At 71.4% G+C, this 16624-nt stretch carries 18 protein-coding genes; 4 read left to right on the top strand and 14 right to left on the bottom strand.

The genetic code is table 11. The annotated features are described in order from the left end of the window. Window positions 1-34 precede the first annotated feature (34 nt). From F6W97_RS03615 to F6W97_RS03565, 11 genes are all read right to left on the bottom strand, one after another. Window positions 35-1051: a hypothetical protein gene (locus tag F6W97_RS03615; protein ID WP_196278959.1), complete on the bottom strand. Its 1017-nt coding sequence runs from the start codon at window positions 1049-1051 to the stop codon at window positions 35-37. A gap of 203 nt (window positions 1052-1254) precedes the next feature. Then, window positions 1255-2259 (bottom strand): hypothetical protein, encoded by a 1005-nt coding sequence (locus F6W97_RS03610; RefSeq protein ID WP_155368633.1) that lies wholly within the window; start codon window positions 2257-2259, stop codon window positions 1255-1257. Window positions 2260-2454: 195 nt separating this feature from the next. Further along, window positions 2455-3474: a hypothetical protein gene (locus tag F6W97_RS03605; RefSeq protein WP_155368632.1), complete on the bottom strand. Its 1020-nt coding sequence runs from the start codon at window positions 3472-3474 to the stop codon at window positions 2455-2457. A 217-nt stretch (window positions 3475-3691) separates the two neighbouring features. Further along, window positions 3692-4687, bottom strand: a complete 996-nt coding sequence (locus F6W97_RS03600; RefSeq protein ID WP_155368631.1) for a hypothetical protein — start codon at window positions 4685-4687, stop codon at window positions 3692-3694. Between the two features lie 87 nt (window positions 4688-4774). Then, entirely contained in the window at window positions 4775-5770 is a 996-nt protein-coding gene (locus F6W97_RS03595) for a hypothetical protein (protein ID WP_155368630.1), read from the bottom strand. A gap of 134 nt (window positions 5771-5904) precedes the next feature. Then, window positions 5905-7311, bottom strand: a complete 1407-nt coding sequence (locus F6W97_RS03590) for an aminopeptidase P family protein (RefSeq protein WP_155368629.1) — start codon at window positions 7309-7311, stop codon at window positions 5905-5907. 48 nt (window positions 7312-7359) lie between these two features. After that, complete coding sequence (locus F6W97_RS03585) at window positions 7360-7641, bottom strand: antibiotic biosynthesis monooxygenase family protein (protein WP_155368628.1); 282 nt, start codon at window positions 7639-7641, stop codon at window positions 7360-7362. Beyond that, a complete protein-coding gene (locus tag F6W97_RS03580; RefSeq protein ID WP_230686378.1) occupies window positions 7641-8090 on the bottom strand; it encodes an SRPBCC domain-containing protein in 450 nt (149 codons plus the stop codon). Before F6W97_RS03580 ends, F6W97_RS03585 begins: the two co-directional genes overlap by 1 nt. Further along, window positions 8087-8428 carry an ArsR/SmtB family transcription factor gene (locus tag F6W97_RS03575; RefSeq protein ID WP_155368627.1) on the bottom strand — a complete coding sequence of 114 codons (342 nt, stop codon included), beginning with the start codon at window positions 8426-8428 and terminating at the stop codon, window positions 8087-8089. Before F6W97_RS03575 ends, F6W97_RS03580 begins: the two co-directional genes overlap by 4 nt. 111 nt (window positions 8429-8539) lie before the next feature. Further along, window positions 8540-9109 carry a DUF4126 family protein gene (locus tag F6W97_RS03570; RefSeq protein WP_155368626.1) on the bottom strand — a complete coding sequence of 190 codons (570 nt, stop codon included), beginning with the start codon at window positions 9107-9109 and terminating at the stop codon, window positions 8540-8542. A gap of 105 nt (window positions 9110-9214) precedes the next feature. Further along, window positions 9215-10429, bottom strand: a complete 1215-nt coding sequence (locus F6W97_RS03565; RefSeq protein ID WP_155368625.1) for an ROK family transcriptional regulator — start codon at window positions 10427-10429, stop codon at window positions 9215-9217. Between the two features lie 64 nt (window positions 10430-10493). Here F6W97_RS03565 and xylA point away from each other — a divergent pair, with 64 nt between their 5' ends. Then, entirely contained in the window at window positions 10494-11678 is a 1185-nt protein-coding gene (gene xylA / locus F6W97_RS03560) for a xylose isomerase (protein WP_155368624.1), read from the top strand. Between the two features lie 294 nt (window positions 11679-11972). Then, window positions 11973-13211, top strand: a complete 1239-nt coding sequence (locus tag F6W97_RS03555) for an MFS transporter (RefSeq protein ID WP_230686377.1) — start codon at window positions 11973-11975, stop codon at window positions 13209-13211. A gap of 84 nt (window positions 13212-13295) precedes the next feature. On the opposite strand, the gene F6W97_RS03550 is transcribed toward F6W97_RS03555, so the two are convergent. Then, complete coding sequence (locus F6W97_RS03550) at window positions 13296-13730, bottom strand: DoxX family protein (RefSeq protein ID WP_155368623.1); 435 nt, start codon at window positions 13728-13730, stop codon at window positions 13296-13298. Between the two features lie 203 nt (window positions 13731-13933). On the opposite strand from F6W97_RS03550, the gene F6W97_RS03545 reads away from it, so the two are divergent. Together F6W97_RS03545 and F6W97_RS03540 are read left to right on the top strand one after the other, a co-directional pair. After that, window positions 13934-14455 carry a GNAT family N-acetyltransferase gene (locus F6W97_RS03545; RefSeq protein WP_196278958.1) on the top strand — a complete coding sequence of 174 codons (522 nt, stop codon included), beginning with the start codon at window positions 13934-13936 and terminating at the stop codon, window positions 14453-14455. Window position 14456: 1 nt separating this feature from the next. Further along, complete coding sequence (locus tag F6W97_RS03540) at window positions 14457-14669, top strand: hypothetical protein (RefSeq protein WP_155368621.1); 213 nt, start codon at window positions 14457-14459, stop codon at window positions 14667-14669. A 1-nt stretch (window position 14670) separates the two neighbouring features. Here the strand turns inward: F6W97_RS03540 and F6W97_RS03535 are convergent, their stop codons facing one another. Continuing rightward, window positions 14671-15918, bottom strand: a complete 1248-nt coding sequence (locus tag F6W97_RS03535) for an MFS transporter (protein ID WP_155368620.1) — start codon at window positions 15916-15918, stop codon at window positions 14671-14673. A 21-nt stretch (window positions 15919-15939) separates the two neighbouring features. Further along, a complete protein-coding gene (locus F6W97_RS03530) occupies window positions 15940-16512 on the bottom strand; it encodes a winged helix-turn-helix domain-containing protein (RefSeq protein WP_155368619.1) in 573 nt (190 codons plus the stop codon). Window positions 16513-16624 lie beyond the last annotated feature (112 nt).

Below are 16624 nucleotides of genomic sequence, written 5' to 3'. Positions count from 1 at the left end.
CGCCGATCGGGACCTGCCGTCGTCGCCGATCGGGTCAGGACTTCCAGAGCACCGCGCGGGTCGTGCCGTCGGCGAGGTGTGCCCAGCCGACGACCTGGCTGCTGTTGTTCACCCGCGTCGCGCCGGCCTGCCCACCCGGCACGAGGCTCGGCAGGCTGTGCACCACGCCGGTCTCCGACCAGTACACCGCCCGCATGATGTTGTTGTTGCCGGTGTTGGCGCTGCCGACCGCGTCGCCGTCGGCGTTGATGCCCGTCGGCCACACCCGGTCGGCGCCCGCGGGGACCTGCAGCGGGCGGGTGGCGCCGTCCGCCTTCCACACGAAGGCGCTCTCCGTCGGCGAGTAGGTGGTGACGGTCACGTCGCCGGCCGCGTTGATGCCCCCGGACCACGCGCCTCCCGTGCCGGCGATGGTGACGGTGCCGTTCACCCAGCGAGCGGCCTGGTCCCGGTTGTCGCCGGTGATCACCCCGTTGTTATTGATCTGCGTGGGCAGGAACTTGCGCCATTCGAGGTCTGTCCCGCCGGCTGCGTACTCGACCACGGTTGTCACGCCGTTCTCCCAGCGGAATCCCCGCCGGCCGAACTCCTGGTCGTAGTAGTGGCCCACCACCACGCCCGCGTCGTTGATGTCGTTGGCGAAGCCGTCCACGGGACCGACCGGGACCATGCCCAGTCCCGGCCGCCAGAGGAACGCCCGGTAGGTGGTGTTGTCGGCCAGTGTGCTGGAGCCGACGATCCAGCCGTTGTTGTTGATCCCGATGGCGCTGACCTTCTGCCCGCCCAGCGAGCCGAGGTCGGACAGCACGCCGTTCTTCCAGCGGAACGCGCGGGCGACCTGCGTCGGGCCGCTGCCGATGGTGCTGTTGCCGACGACGACGCCGTGCTCGTTGAGGTCGGTCGCGACGCTGTCGGTGGTGCCCGGCAGCAGGCCGAGATCGGTGATCTGCGGTGCAGCCGCGAACGCCGGCGAGGACACCAGCGGCGCGGTGGCGGCCGCGATCGCCGCGGACACGCCGATGGTCAGGATTTGACGACGATCTGCCTTCAACAGGCTCTCTTTTCTCGCAGGTGTCACGGCCCCCGTAGGGCCTGATCACCGCAGTATGCAACGCCGCAGCCGGTGGGGCATCGGCGCTACGATCCGTGATGATCGTCCAATGGCGACCGGGCACTCAGCGGTTGCGCCATACTTCGCGCGGCCCGATGTCACCGTTGCGACGCAACGGCAGACACCGGGCCGTGCGAGCGGTATCAGCGCGTCCAGAGCACCGCAATGTACTCGGTGCCGGTGGCGTTCAGGTTGGCCTGCCCGACGGTCTGGCCGAGCCGGTTCACGCCCCAGGCCCCCGATCCGCCGCCCGGCATCAGGCCGGGAAGCAGGCGCGGCGTGCCGAACTCCGACCAGTACACGGCGCGGGTGGACCCGTCCTCGGCCGATCGCCAGCCGACCGTGTGCCGGCTCTCGTTGAGCCCGGTCGTCGTGGCCAGCACACCCCCGGCGGGCATGGCCAGGTGCAGCACGGTGCCGTCGGCCCGCCACACGAACGCGCCCTGCCGGGAGTCCCAGTACGTGCCGGACACGTCGCCGTTGTCGTTGATGCCGGTGGCGTGGCCGACCAGGCCGGAGGCCACCACCTGGCCGTTCTTCCAGGTGGCCGGGTCACCGGGGTACCTGTAAAGAGTGCCGCCCATCTTGCCGTGCTTGTTGATGCCCGCCGCGTCGAAGCGCACCCCGTCCGGGCCATCGATCGTGGTCGTCACGCCGCCGGACCAGCGGAAGCCGTGCAGCTCGCCGTCGAGCAGATACCGGCCGACGACCACGCCGCTGTCGTTGATGCCGGTGGCGATGCTGCTGGCGCCGAGCGAACCCAGGTCGGTCATGCCGATGCCCGGCCGCCACAGGAACGCGTGGGTGAGGAAGTCGCCCGGGGTCAGCTCGCTGTAGCCGACGATCCAGCCGTTGTTGTTGATCGCGGTGGCGACCGCGCGGACGCCGCCCAGCGTGCCGAGGTCGGTCAGCACGCCGTTCTTCCAGCGGAAGGCGTGTTCGGGCGGGTTCTCGCCGGTGCCGACCATGCTGTAGCCGACCACGACGCCGAGGTCGTTGATCGCGAGAGCCCCGCTGCAGCAGCTGCCGGACAGGTTGCCCAGGACGACGATGTGCGGGCCGGCGGCCCCGGCCGGGGCGGCTTGCAGGGACACCGCCAGCAGGACTGCGATGACCGGTACGGACAGTATCCGACGGACTGTTCTCACAGGCGCTCACTTCCTCGCGGACGGCCGAAGGCCACGCCGGGTGATGGCGTGGCCTTCACGGTGCCCTGCCGGACGCCTGTCGCGCAGTCAGCATGCTGACCGCCGCGGTCCATTGCGGACGGCTGGCTGCGATGTCGAACGGAGTAGCGGGCCGGGCGTTACCCCATGGGGCCACGCCCGGCCCGTTCGACCGCGTCAGTGGGTCCAGATCACCGCGTGCCAGTCGCCGCCGACCGACACCTGCGCGGTGCCGACCGTCACGCCGAACTTGTTGACTGCCTGCGCCAGCGTTCCGGCACCGGTGACCAGGCTCGGCAGCCGGTGCACCACGCCGGTCTCGGACCAGTAGACGGCCCTGGTCGGGCCGCTGGTGTAGTAGCTGGAGCCCACCGAGTCACCGTCGTCGTTGATGTCGGCCGGGTACGCGCCGAAGGCGCCGGTGGGCTTGGCCAGCGTCACCACGGTCCCGTCGGACTTCCACACGAAGGCGCCGTCGGTGTCCTCCCACCACGTGCCCGCGATGTCACCAGCGTTGTTGATCCCCTCGGCCCACGAGCCGCGCGGCTCCGGCGACGGCGCCGTCGTAGCGTTGCCGTTGACCAGCCTGGCGGCCATGTCACCGAGATCGCCGGCGACGACCCCGCTGTTGTTGACCGCCTGGGCCGTGAAGGTCAGGTTCATGCTCCCGGCGGGATAGTCGAGCTCGGTCATCACCCCGGCCGCCCAGCGGAAGCTCGTCGTGGTGCCGTCGACGATCGCCCGGCCGACCACCACGCCGTTGTCGTTGACGCCGGTGGCCGAGCTGTAGTTGCCGTCCAGGGCGCCGAGGTCGGTCATGCCCAGGTTCGGCCGCCACAGGAAGGCGTGCGTGGTGACGTTGTCGGCCAGCAGGCTGAAGCCGACGATCCAGCCGTTGTTGTTGACGTCGGCTGGGTAGGTCCGCGTGCCGCCCAGGCTGCCGATGTCGGTCATGACGCCGTTCTTCCAGCGGAACGCGCGCATCGGGGCGGTCTGGCCCGGTGCCCCGCTGTAGCCGACGACCACGCCGTTGTCGTTGACAGCGGTCGCGGCGCTGCAGCACGCGCCGCCGAGGGTGCCCAGATCGATGATCTGCACCGGGTCGGCCGCCGCTGCCGGGGAGGCGGGCAGTGCCACCGCACCGGCGGCCAGCACGGCCAGGGACGCGATGAGCGCACGAAGACGAGTTCTCTGCACAGGCTGTCGCTTTCTCTAGTGGGACAGAGGTTCACGCCCCCCGTGGGGCCTGATCCACGAAGTCTCCTCCGATATGTTGACGGCGCAATCGGATTGGCGACCGGTTCAACCATCCATTGTCGACAGCCAACTCGGCCGTTCGGCCGATGACGCGGGCAGGGCGCCCGGACGCGCGGCCGAAGCCGCGCGTCCGGGCACCCTGCCCGGTTCGAGGTGCTCAGTTGGTCCAGAGGACGGCGGTGTACTCGCCGCCCGTGGCGGTGAGGTTGGCCTGCCCGACGGTCTGGCCGAGCCGGTTCATGCCGAACGCCATCGACTGCCCGCCCGGCACCAGCCCGGGCAGCAGGCGCGGCGTGCCGAACTCCGACCAGTACACGGCGCGGACGTTGCCGAACTCGGTGGTGCGGTGACCGACCGTGTGCCGGCTCTCGTTGATCCCGGTCGCCTCGGCGAACTTCGCCCCGGCGGGCATGCCCAGGTGCAGCACGGTGCCGTCGGCCCGCCACACGAACGCGCCCTGCGTGGGCTCCCAGTACGTGCCGGACACGTCGCCGCTGTCGTTGATGGCGCTGGCATGGCCGACCAGCCCCGACGCCACCGTCTGGCCGTTCTTCCACCAGGCGGGCTGGCCGGAGTACTCCCCGTTGAGGGAGCCCCCGATCTTGCCGTGCTTGTTCACGCCCGCCGGGTCGAAGCCCTCCCCGGTCGGCGTGATGATCTTCGTCATGACCCCGCCGGCCCAGCGGAAGCCGTGCAGCTGCCCGTTGACGACGTACCGGCCGACCACGACACCACTGTCGTTGATGCCGGTGGCCATGCTGGTCTCGCCCAGCGAACCCAGGTCGATCATGCCCAAGCCCGGCCGCCACAGGAACGCGTGCCCGATATTGCCGTTTTCGCCGGCCAGCTCGCTGAAGCCGACGATCCAGCCGTTGTTGTTGATCGCGGTCGCCCACGCCCTGGGCCCGCCCAGCGTGCCGAGGTCCGTGATCACGCCGTCCTTCCAGCGGACCGCCCGCTCGGGGGGATTCTCCTGGGTGCCGACCTGGCTCTGGCCGACCACGACGCCGTGGTCGTTGATGGCGAACGCCTGGCTGCAGCAGGAGCCGGTCAGCGTGCCCAGCACCACGATGTGCGGGCCGGCGGCCGCGGTCGCCGGCGCGGCGGCCGGCACCACCGCCATGGTGACGGCGACAGCCGATGCTGCCAGCATCCGTCGAATTGTTCTCACGAGCACTCACTCTCTCGCAGAGGGCATGGGCACCAGGCCCAGGACTGAACAGACCGGGCTGGTCAAAGGTCAGGTGGTCCAGAGGACGGCGTGGTACTCCCCGCCGGTGGCGGTCAGGTTCGCCTGGCCGACGGTCTGGCCGAGGCTGTTCATGCCCCACGCCATCGACTGGCCGCCCGGCACCAGGCCCGGCAGCAGGTGCGGCGTGCCGAGCTCCGACCAGTACACGCCGCGGAAGTTGCCGGCCGGGGTGACCCGCCAGCCGACGGTGTGCCGGCTCTCGTTGATGCCGGTGGTGGCGGCGTCGACCGTGTTCGGCGGCGGGTTCAGGGTGAGCACCGTGCCGTTGGCCCGCCACACGCCCACCACGGCCGGGGACTGGCTCGAGTCGAAGGACACGTCGCCGCCGTCGTTGACCGCCGTGCCCTCACCGACGATCCCGGACAACACCGTGATGCCGTTCTTCCAGGTGGCGGGCTGGCTCACGTGGGTACCGGCGATCTTTCCGTTCTTGTTGACGCCCTGCGCGACGAAGCCCGAGCCGTCCGGGGTGTTCAGGTCGCTGAGCACCCCGTTGACCCAGCGGAAGCCGCGCAGTTCGCCGCTCAGGACGTAGTAGCCGACGACGACGCCGCTGTCGTTGACGTCGGTGGCCACACTCTCCCCGCCCAGCGAGCCCAGGTTGATCATGCCGAGGCCCGGCCGCCAGAGGAACGCGCGCATGCTGCCGTCGGGCAGGGTGCTCCCGCCGACGATCCAGCCGTTGTTGTTGATCGCTCCCGCACCGGACCGGGACCCACCCAGCGTGCCAAGGTCGATCATGATGCCGTCTTTCCACCGGAACGCCCGCTCGGGCGGGTTCTCGCCGGTGCCGACCTGGCTCGAACCGACCACGACGCCGAGGTCGTTGATGGCGATCGCCTGGCTGCAGCACGTACCGGTGAGCGTGCCGAGGTCGACGGCGTGCAGCCCGCCGTCGGCCGAGGCCGGGGCGGCGGGCAGCGACACCGCCAGCGCGACGGCGGCGGCTACCGATACGGACAGTATCCGTCGAACGGTTTTCACAGGCGCTCGCTTTCGTGGGGACCATTGAAGATCACGCCGAGTGACGGCGCGGTCTCTACAGTCCCCCGCGGAGCGCCTGCGACGCAGTCAGCATGCCGACCACGTCAGTCCATTGCGGACTTGTGAACGAAATGTTAAGAAGCCAGTCTGTGCATCCAGGACTCGACGTCGGACGCGGTACGCGGCAGGCCGTCGGACAGCATCCGGTAGCCGGTCTCGGTGATCAGCAGGTCCTCCTCGATCCGGAAGCCCATGCCGCGCAGCTCGGCCGGGATCAGCCCGTCGTCGGGCTGGAAGTAGATGCCCGGCTCCACGGTCAGCACGTGCCCCGGGGTCAGCGTCCCGTCGAGGTAGTGGTCCGCCCGCGCCGCCGCGCAGTCGTGCACGTCGAGGCCGAGCATGTGCCCCGAGCCGCACAGGGTCCAGCGCCGGTGCAAGCCGCTGTCGTCGTCGAGAGCCTGTTCGGCGGAGACCGGCAGGATGCCCAGGTCGGCCAGGCCGTACGCGTAGACGCGCATCGCGGCGCGGTGGAAGTCGCGGTAGGCAGCCCCGGGCACCAGCGCGGCGAGCGCGGCGTCGTTGGCCTTTCGGCACAGCTCGTACAGGTCGCGCTGCAGCGGGGTGAAGTGCCCGGAGATGGGCAGCACCCGGGTGATGTCGGCGGTGTAGAGCGAGCGCGTCTCCACGCCCGCATCGAGCAGCAGCAGGTCGCCGTCGCGGACCGGGCCGTCGTTGTCGATCCAGTGCAGCGTGGCGGCGTGCGCCCCGGCGGCGACGATCGAGTGGTAGCCGACCTCGTTGCCCTCCAGCCGGGCGCGCTGCCAGAACACGCCTTCCAGCAGCCGCTCCGAGGTCGCCTTGGCCTGCGGCAGAGCGCGCACCACGTCCTCGAAGCCGCGGGTGGTGATCGCGACGGCCTGCTCCAGCTGGGTGATCTCCCAGGCGTCCTTGACCAGACGCAGCTCGGCCAGCACCGCTTTCAGCTCGACGTCGCCGTCGGACGGCGCGACCGCCGCGTCGACCTCGGCGTCCAGGCCGCGCAGCACGAGCGTGGGGGTGTCCGGCTTGAGCGCGGCGGCCAGCTCGCCGCGGTGGCGGGTGGTCACGCCCAGGGCGCGGGTGCTCTCGCCCAGCGTCGGGCGGCGGCCCGCCCACAGCTCGCCGTAGCGGCGGTCGCGGAAGAACTCGCCGTTGTCGCGCGCCGACCGCGGACGCAGGTAGAGGGTGCTCTCGCCGTCCGGCTCGACGACCATGACTCCGTCGCTGGACTGGTCGCCGGTCAGCCACACGTATGCCGAGTGCGCCCGGAACCGGTAGTCCTGGTCATTGGATCGCGCCTGGAACGTGCCCGCCGGCACGACGATCCGGTGCCCCGGGAACGCCTGGTGCAGCCGCGCGCGGCGGGCCGGCGTCCACACCGCCACCTCGGCCTGCGGCAGGTCGTGGTGCTCGGAGTCGAGCCAGCCCGTGCGCATGAACTCGTCGAGAGCCGCCGACACGGGCAGGTCGTGGCTTCCGGTGTGGAACTTCTGCTCGGCCATGCCGGGGAAAGTACCATACCGTCTTCGGCTCCTTACACCCCCGATTCGCTACGCCGGGTGCAGGTGCAGGCTGTCGGGGGGACTCGTCGACCACTCGTCGAGCGGCTCGCCCGCGACCGCGGCGAAGATGCTCGGGGCGGCCGCCTCGAACGCCTCCTTCGAATCCCACAGTGCCAGCCCGATCAGCCGGTCGGTGCGCTCGTCGCGCCACGCGCCGATCCGGATCAGCCCGGGTGCGCCCTGCGCGGCGGCGTCGACCTTGTGCATGGCGGCCAGCAGGTCGTCGGCGTGCTCGGGCTTCGGATGGTGGACTGCCAGGTGCGCGAACATCAGCGCGCCTGCTCGGCGTACCAGCCGAGCAGCTCGGCCCAGCCCTTGCCGTAGCCCTCGGCCGACCCCGCGCCGCCCGCGCCGAACTGCTCCCAGCCGCTGTGCTCGATGGTCACCCGGGTCCCGCCGGCCACCGGCGTGAAGCGCACCTCCACCGATGTGCTCACCCCCGGCGCCCAGTCGGCGGTGCGCCAGCCGAACACGAGCCGCTCGCCCGGCTCCCACACCTGCACCCGGCCGAGCTCGTAGCCCTCGCCGTCGTCGTACACCTCGATGAACCGGCCGCCGACCTGCGGCTCGAACCTCATGCTGCGCCCGCGCTCCGGGTCGTTCCAGTAGTGGGTGCCGCGCTTCCACCAGGTGCCGATGTCGGCGGTGAAGACGGTGAAGGCGGTGGCCGGGTCGCAGGCGACCTCGATCTCGGCGACGGCGGTGCCGGTGGCGGTCATGATTCGTTCTCCCTGCTCACACGCTCGGCGTGCGCCTTGAACGCACCGAGCTGATCGGTCCAGAAGGCCTGCACCTGGTCGAGCCACGCCTGCAGCGCCACGATCGGCTCGGGGCGCAGCCGGTAGACCCTCAGCCGGGCGTCGCTGTCCACGCCGCGCTCCTCCACGATGCCGCTGCGCCGCAGCACCCGCAGGTGCCGGCTGATCGCAGGCGCAGAGATCTCGAAGGCAGCCGACAGCTCGCCCGGTCGCCGCGGCCCGTCGCGCAGCAACTCGACGATGCGGCGGCGGGTCGGGTCGGCGAGCGCGGCGAGCGTCTCGTCCAGGTCAGTAACCACAAGTGCAATTATTAACCCATTGGTTAAGCACTTGTCAACGCGAAGGCTTGGGCCACTTCGAGACCTGCCCGTTCTGCGGGGTCGCGGCCGAGCCGGCTCGCCGTCCGACAGTCAGCCGGCGAAGCTGAACTGGGGTGCGTGCTGCTCCGCCGCGTCCGCCTCGGAGTCGCTGTCGTCGGTGACCGCTACAGCGAAGGCCGCGAGGCCCACGGCGGTGACGTCCTCGGCCAGCGCCCAGTACCGATCAGGCAGGTTGGTCCGCTCGTCGAGGGCGGCCCGCACGTGGTGACCGCCGAACGCGCCCAGGCCCGCGCCGACCGCGCCCAGCGCCGCACCGGCCACCGCGCGCGGCAAGCCGCGCTCGTCGGACCAGCCCAGCAGCCCGCCGGCCAGGCCGCCTAGCGCGAGCCGGGCCAGCAACGGGCCGCGATTGAGTCGGCTGGGAGTGCTGGGCAGCTTGTCGGCGACGAGTTCGGTAGCGGCCGTGGCGACCAGGCTCTTGCGCACCAGCGGGCTGGACAGCACCTGCGACTGCACCATCGAGGAGAAGCCGCGGCCTTTCCTGCCCTTCTTACCGCCGCCCCGGCTCATGGCCACCGCAAGCGCGGCCAGCCCGAGCTGGGAACGCATCCCGGTGGCCATGCCCAGTGCCAGTGGTCGCAGAACCGTGATCGCACCCATGCGTACAGGCTATGCCCGCCGCAGCCGCACCGAGGGCTGGTCGGCACGGCTGGTCCGCCGGGCGCGACTACCAGCGCCGCGCCATCGCCTGGAACGTCGACCGGCCTACGCCGCCGACACCGCGCGCGTGGCCAGGAAACGGGCCGGGTCGTCGAGGATGGCCTGGGTGACCGCGCGGGCCGCGCCGACCAGGGCGGCGTCGGAGCCCAGCGCGGACGCGCGCACCTTCGCCGGGGCCCAGCGGGCGGTGATGACGCGCCGGGCCAGCTCGCGCTCGATGGCGGGACGCAGCCAGTCGATCAGCTCGGCGTAGTGGCCGCCGAGCACCACCGTGCCGATGTCGAGCAGGTTCACCGCCCCCGACAGCGCCACGCCCAGGGCCGTGCCGGCGTGTTCCAGCGCGTCCAGCACCGGCCCGTCGCCCTGGCGGGCGCCGTCGACCAGGTCCGCGAGCACGGCCCCGCCCGCGCGCAGACCGGCCGCGGCACGGATGGCCTCCTCGCCGGCGTACTGCTCCAGGCAGCCGCGGGAACCGCAGTGGCAGTCCGGGCCCTGCGGGTCGATGGTCACGTGGCCGATCTCGCCCGCCCAGCCGTGCGAACCACCGAACAGCTCCCCGTCCAGCACGATGCCGCCGCCGATGCCGATCTCGCCGGACACGTAGAGGAAGCTGCGCAGCCCGGTGGCGTGCCGCTCCCCCAGCGCGGCCAGCGTGGCCTCGTTGGCGACGTCCAGTGGCAGGTCGCGCAGTCCGCCCAGGTCCTCCGGCCGGGGCAGGGCGACCTGCTGCCAGCCGAGGTTCGGGGCGATCCGGATGGTGTCGCCCTCGACCAGGCCCGGAACGGCGATCACGCCGCCGGCCGGGGTCAGGCGCTGCGCCGCGACGGCGGCCACCGCCTGATCGGCCAGCTCCGCGAGCGCCTGCCAGGTCTGCGCGGGACTGTGCTCGCGCTGGTCCAGGTGGCGCACCTGGCGATGGCGTACGGCTCCCGTCAGGTCCACCGCGCACACGGCCAAGTAGTCGACGTTGACCTCCATGCCGAGCCCGGCCGGGCCGGTGCCCGCGGGCACGATGCCGGTGCCGGGACGGCCGACGCCGGAGCGGGACACGGGCTCCAGTTCGGCGACCAGCCCTCCGGCGATCAGCTCGTCGACGATCGTGGAGACGGTGGCCCGGGTCAGCCCGCTGGCCGCCGCGATCTCGGCCCGTGACGGCGGCCGGTTCGAGGCGGTGACATGGCGCAGCACCAGCGCGAGGTTGTGATCGCGCAGGCTGCGCTGGCGCACCGGATCGTCTCGGCGCGGCGGGCGGGGCGGCATGGTCTTGACAATGCCACACCCTATAAGTTCAATGGCTGAACAAACAAGATTTCAGGGAGATGACATGACGCAGCCGACTCCGGCCGACAAGTTCGCGTTCGGCCTCTGGACCGTGGGATGGCCCGGCCGGGACCCGTTCGGCGACGCCACCCGCGAGCCGATCGACCCGGTCGAGTCCGTGCACCGCCTCGCCGAGCTGGGCGCGTGGGGTGTCACGTTCCACGACGACGACCTGATCCCGTTCGGCTCCGACGACAGCGAGCGCGCGCGCATCATCAAGCGCTTCCAGGCGGCGCTGTCCGAGACCGGCATGGTCGTGCCGACGGCGACCACCAACCTGTTCACCCACCCGGTCTTCAAGGACGGCGGCTTCACCAGCAACGACCGCGCCGTGCGGCGGTACGCGCTGCGCAAGGTCATGCGCAACATGGACCTCGCCGCCGAGCTGGGCGCGCAGACCTACGTGCTGTGGGGCGGCCGCGAGGGCACCGAGTACGACGGCTCCAAGGACGTGCGCACCGCGCTCGAGCGCTACCGCGAGGGCCTGGACATGCTCGCGCAGTACAGCATCGACCGGGGTTACGGGCTGAAGTTCGCGCTGGAGCCCAAGCCCAACGAGCCCCGCGGCGACATCCTGCTCCCGACGATCGGCCACGCCCTCGCGTTCATCGACAGCCTCGAGCACCGCGACATGGTCGGCCTCAACCCCGAGGTCGGGCACGAGCAGATGGCCGGCCTCAACTTCGTGCACGGCATCGCCCAGGCGCTGTGGCACGGCAAGCTGTTCCACATCGACCTCAACGGCCAGCGCGGCATCAAGTACGACCAGGACCTGGTGTTCGGCCACGGCGACATCGTCAACGCGTTCTTCCTGGTCGACCTGCTGGAGTTCGGCGCAGCCGACGGCGGCCCGGCCTACCACGGCCCGCGCCACTTCGACTACAAGCCCTCCCGCACCGAGGACCTCGACGGCGTATGGGCGTCGGCGGCCGCGAACATGCGCACGTACCTGCTGCTCAAGGAGCGCGTCGCGACGTTCCGGGCCGACCCGCGGGTCGCCGAGGCCCGCGCCGCCGCCCGCTACGACGAGCTGGCCGTGCCGACCCTGGGCGCGGGCGAGACCTACACCGAGCTGCTGGCCGACCGGTCCTCCTTCGAGGACTTCGACGTGGACGCCCAGGCCGCCAAGGGCGGCGCGTTCGTGCAGCTCAACCAGCTGGCGCTGGAGCACCTCCTCGGCGTCAGCTGACCCATGCCGGGCCGCCGTCCCACCGCTACGGCGGCCCGTCCATGATCGCCGTTTCGGGTCAGAACCTCGGGTGCCACCGCAGTTTCCGCCCCGAAACGGCGATCATCGGCGCTGTCAGTCGTCGATCGACTGGTAGACGGTGGTCCAGAAGTCGCGGGATCTGGGCAGGCGCTGGTCGCCGGCGTGTGCGCGCCGCAGGATGAGGATCGTCGTCAGGTGCTCGGCGGTATCGCGTGACGAGGAGCACGTAAAACAGGTGCGTGCCTGCCAGGCATCCGCGTTAGCCTGCCCAGCGTGCTCTCCCGGATGATCAACCTGCTGCCCGCCCACCCGGCCACCCGCGCCCTGGTCTTCAGCACCCTCGCCGGGTCCACGTCCCGCGGCCTGTTCATCACGGTCAGCGTCATCTTCTTCACCCGCTCGGTGGGGCTGTCCGCCGGCCAGGTCGGGCTCGGGCTCACCATCGCCGCCGTGGTCGGGCTGCTCGCCGGGGTGCCGGCCGGGCACCTGGCCGACCGGGTCGGGCCCCGCCGGGTCATGGTCGCCTTCGGCCTGGCGCGGGCGGCGCTCATGCTGGGCTACCTCGCCGTACACGGATTCGCGGGCTTCGTCCTGGTCGCCGCCGGGGTGCAGTTGCTGGAAGCGGGCTTCGGAGCCGCGAACGGGGCGCTCATCGCCGGGTCGATTCCCGCCGAGCACCGGGTGCGCACCCGGGCGATGCTGCGTGCCGTCACCAACGTGGGCTGGGGCGTCGGCGCGCTGATCGCCGGGGTGGCCCTGAAGTACGACACCAGGTCGGCCTACGTCGCGATTCTCGTGGTCTGCGTCGCCCTGGCCTTGCTGGCGTCTTCGCTGGTCATGCGTGTGCCCCCCGTCGCGGCACAGCCTCGGCGCGCGTCCGGCCCCGCCCTGATCGTATTGCGGGACCGCCCGTACCTCGCGCTCGCGGCGCTCAACGGTGTGCTGTGCATCCACTACGGCATGCTCAACGTCGCCGTGCCGCTCTGGGTGGTCGAGCGCACCAACGCACCGGCCTGGGTCGTCGCCATGCTGGGCCTGCTGAACGCCACCGTCGTGGTGCTGTTCCAGATCCGGGCCAGCCGGGGCACCGCCACCGCGGAAGGGGCCGCCATCGCGCAGCGGACGTCCGGCCTGCTGCTGCTCGGCGCGTGTGTGCTCTACAGCCTCGCCGCGGGGCAGAGCGCCTGGCTCGCCACCGCCGCGCTGGTCGCCGCGGCGCTGGTGCACGTGCTCGGCGAGCTGCGCCAGGCCGCGGGCTCGTGGGGCATCTCGTTCGACCTCGCACCCGAGCACGCACAGGGGCAGTACCAGGGCATGTACGGCACCGGGTTCGCGCTGGCCGGTGTCGTCGCGCCCGCCCTGCTGGCCACTGTCGTCGTCGGCTGGGGGTGGCCCGGCTGGCTGCTGTTCGGCCTGGTCTTCGCGGCCAGCGGCGCCGCCGTGCCGGCCGCCGTACGGTGGGCGCGGCGGGCGCGTACGCAGGCCGCGACGCCGGAGCCCGCCCTCGCGTGAACCGCCCCGGGCAGAACGAGGATGGCAAGGGCACCTTCTACCTCGCATGGCGAGGTGAAGGTGCCCTTCCTTCGGTCGGTCCTGCTAGGAGGCGGTGGCCAGCGAGCCGCGTCGGGCGGGGGTGCGGCGGCGGAGCAGGGCGTCGAGTGAGAAGGCACCCGGGCCGAGCACCGCGACGATGAGGAACGACCAGCAGAACAGGGCGGCCGCCTCGCCGCCGTTGTTCAGCGGGAGCAGGCCCTGGGTCTGGTGCACCACGAAGTAGGCGTACGCCATGGAGCCGGAGCAGAGCAGTGCGGCCGGCCGCGTCGCCAGCCCCGTGATCACCAGGATGCCGCCGGTGAGCTGGATGAGCGCGGCCCACCAGCCGGGCCAGGCGGCGAACTCGACGGCCTGGCCGGAGCCGCGGTTGCCGCCGAACACACCGAACAGCGAGGCCGCGCCGTGGAAGGCGAACAGCAGGCCGAGCACGACCCGGAACAGGGTCAGGGTCAGGGCAGAGGATCGGGCAGAGGACATGAAGGTCTCCTCAGAGTGAGATCTGATGTCGTTGCCCGGACGCGTCCAAGATTAGATCGATTAATTCACACCTGGCAATGTCTGTCTCACTGGGCGAACACGGCCTCCCCCCGGGTATCGGCGCCGGCGCATATCATCGTCGTGGCGCAGCAGCAGGGCGGCCCTCGGACTTGATGGGTGGACACATGCTTCACGGCGACGGCGTGACCCTTCGGCCGGTGCTGGCGGCCGATGTGGACCGGCTCTACCGCGCGCACACCGACATCGCCAACCGCGGCGCGTACTTCCCGCTCGGCGTGCGGTCGGAGCCGGACTTCCGGCGCGAGCACGCCGAGACGGGGCTCTGGCAGCGCGAGTCGGGCACGCTGCTCATCGTCAACGGGGCAGGCGAGCTGCTCGGGCACATCGAGTTCTTCCGGCCGGTGAACTACTGGGACGCCTTCGAGCTGTCCTACCTGCTCTACGACGGCAGCTTCGCCGGACGCGGCCACGTCACCGAGGCGGTGCGGCTGCTGGTCGACTACCTCTTCGCGACGAAGAAGCAGCACCGCATCCAGCTCGTGATCGTGCCGGAGAACGGCGCGTCCCGGCGGATCGCGGAGAAGTGCGGTTTCACCCTGGAGGGCACGGTGCGCGGCGCGTTCTTCAACGACGGCCGCAGCCAGGACGTCGTCCTGTACTCGCTGCTGCGGACGGATACCCGCCCCTGGCGGGCGGGCGCCTGACGTGGCGACGCCCGGCGAGCGCGAACTCGATCCCGTCCCCTTTCTCGTGCTCGGTCTCGCCGTGCTGGCCTTCGGTCTGGTGATGGTGTGGCGCGGCGTCCGGCGGCGCAGGCGCGACCCCGGCGACTGGCTGCGGATCTTCGTGGAGGGCCTGCTGCTGACCGGCGTCGGGTCGGTCTTCGCGGTGCACGCGGCGATCCGCCTGCTGGGCTGAGTCACAACCGGCGCATCCGCGGGATCGGTGAGGCGATCAGCCACAGCACGCCGGCCAGCGCGCCGACGGTGGCGATCCACAGCGTCTCGCGTACGCCCAGGGCGGTGCCCAGCGCGCCGCCGATGACCGCGCCGATCGGGCGGATGCCGTAGTTGATGGTGCGGTGCGCGCCGGTCACCCGGGCGCGCAGCTCGTCGGGGATGACGCTGGCCTGCAGCGAGCCGCCCGCGGTGTCCAGCAGCATGACGCCGAAACCGGAAAGGAACTCGGCGCAGAACACCATGGTCAGCACCAGCCAGTGCGGCCCGTCGGCCAGCGGGATGAGGATCAGCGGGGCCGGGAACATCAGGTAGCCGAAGACGTACAGGGGGCCGACGCCGATCCGCTCGGCGATCCGCCGGGCGACGGCCGCGCCGATCAGCGCGCCGACGGCCGCGAGTCCCAGGCCCAGGCCCAGGACGTCCGGGGTGATGTGCAGTTCGGTCGTGACGTACAGGATGACCAGCGCGAGGTACATGAAGTTGAACAGGTTGAGGGTGGTGCTGGCGCTCACGGCCGCCCGCATGACCGGGTGGCGCGCGATGAAGGACATGCCTTCGCGCAGCCCGAGGCCGCGCCGGGCGCTCGGCGTCGGCTCGGTGACCTCCACCCGGGCGATCATCACCGCGGAGAACAGGAAGGACACCGCGTCCAGCAGTAGCGCGAACGGCGCTCCGACCAGCCGCACCAGCACGCCGCCGGCGCTGGCCCCGGCCACCGACGAGAACGCTCGTGAGCCGTTGAGCAGCGCGTTCGCGGGCAGGAAGTCCTCTCGCGACACCAGTGACACGAACAGGGTCGTGCGGCACACCTCGAACAGCACGCTGAACGTGCCGACGGTGAACGCGACCACGTAGAGCTGGGTCATGGTGAGCGCGTCGAGCACGTAGAGCACCGGCACGGCCAGCAGCGCCACGGCGCGGGCGACGTCGGCGGCGACCATGATGGTGCGCTTGTACGGGCGGCGGTCGGCCCAGCCACCGAACAGCAGCGAGAACAGCAGGTTGGGCGCCAGCGCGGCGGCGGTCAGGTAGCCCATCTCGGCCGGGCCGGCCTGCGCGACGAGCACCGCGAACAGCGGCAGCGCCAGTTCGGTTATCTGGTCGCCGAGCAGGGACACGCTCTGCCCGGTCCAGTAGCGGCGGAACGGGGTCTGCCGCAGCAGCGGTGGCAGCCAGCGGCGGACCGCGGGGGTGGCGGTGGCGGTCATGGGGGTGTGCGCCTCCGGGTGTCAGGGCTGATCGAACGTGGTCACGTAGTAGCTGACGTGGACCGCCCGCGCGCCGGGCGGCCGCAGGGACGGGTCGGTCTGGCGGGGCCGGTACTGCTCGAAGAGGTCGTCGATGCGACGGGACAGCTCGGCCAGCTCGTCGGCGGTCAGGAAGGCCAGGTCGTCGCCGGGGCCGGTGACGGCGCGCCAGTGCGCCGGCTCGGCGTCGCGGCGGGCCAGCCAGTTCAGGGCACGCTCGTAGAAGCGGTGGATGATCACCCCGTCGAGCTGGTCGACGGCGGCGCGGGTCTCGGTGTCGTCGGACTCGCGGCCCCATCGGGTCGTCAAGGCGGTGGCCCGCCAGGGCTTCTCCCGGGCGTCGGCGCCCTCGGCCCGTTCGACCAGGCCGTACTTGGCGAGCTGGCGCAGGTGGAAGGAGCAGCTCGGCACGCTCTCGCCGAGCAGGTTCGCGGCCTGGGTGGCGGTCAGCGGCCCCTCGCGCCGCAGCAGGCCGACCAGCGACATGCGCAGCGGATGGGCGTACGCGCGCAGCGCGACGGGATCGGAGAGGTCGACTGCCGGACGGTCGGTCATATCAGCAAGATAGCTTTAGAAAGCTTTCTCTACAATCCTCGGGCGTCACTCCCCCGCAGTCGCCTACCTGACACGTGATTCACCGAGCGGGTCGAGTCGATCACCTGATGCC

The sequence above is a fragment of the Catellatospora vulcania genome (assembly GCF_009720385.1).
Lineage (GTDB): Bacteria > Actinomycetota > Actinomycetes > Mycobacteriales > Micromonosporaceae > Catellatospora > Catellatospora vulcania.
Note: the sequence above shows the minus strand (reverse complement) of the source record. Positions and strands in the feature narration are given on the sequence as shown.

Bases quoted from the DNA above. Each gene is read 5' to 3' on its own strand.
- F6W97_RS03550 (WP_155368623.1), bottom strand. From the start codon at position 13,730: ATGTCCTCTGCCCGATCCTCTGCCCTGACCCTGACCCTGTTCCGGGTC.
- F6W97_RS03530 (WP_155368619.1), bottom strand. From the start codon at position 16,512: ATGACCGACCGTCCGGCAGTCGACCTCTCCGATCCCGTCGCGCTGCGC.
- F6W97_RS03580 (WP_230686378.1), bottom strand. From the start codon at position 8,090: ATGACCGCCACCGGCACCGCCGTCGCCGAGATCGAGGTCGCCTGCGAC.
- F6W97_RS03600 (WP_155368631.1), bottom strand. From the start codon at position 4,687: ATGCTGGCAGCATCGGCTGTCGCCGTCACCATGGCGGTGGTGCCGGCC.
- F6W97_RS03585 (WP_155368628.1), bottom strand. From the start codon at position 7,641: ATGTTCGCGCACCTGGCAGTCCACCATCCGAAGCCCGAGCACGCCGAC.
- F6W97_RS03590 (WP_155368629.1), bottom strand. From the start codon at position 7,311: ATGGCCGAGCAGAAGTTCCACACCGGAAGCCACGACCTGCCCGTGTCG.
- F6W97_RS03570 (WP_155368626.1), bottom strand. From the start codon at position 9,109: ATGGGTGCGATCACGGTTCTGCGACCACTGGCACTGGGCATGGCCACC.
- xylA (WP_155368624.1), top strand. From the start codon at position 10,494: ATGACGCAGCCGACTCCGGCCGACAAGTTCGCGTTCGGCCTCTGGACC.
- F6W97_RS03565 (WP_155368625.1), bottom strand. From the start codon at position 10,429: ATGCCGCCCCGCCCGCCGCGCCGAGACGATCCGGTGCGCCAGCGCAGC.
- F6W97_RS03535 (WP_155368620.1), bottom strand. From the start codon at position 15,918: ATGACCGCCACCGCCACCCCCGCGGTCCGCCGCTGGCTGCCACCGCTG.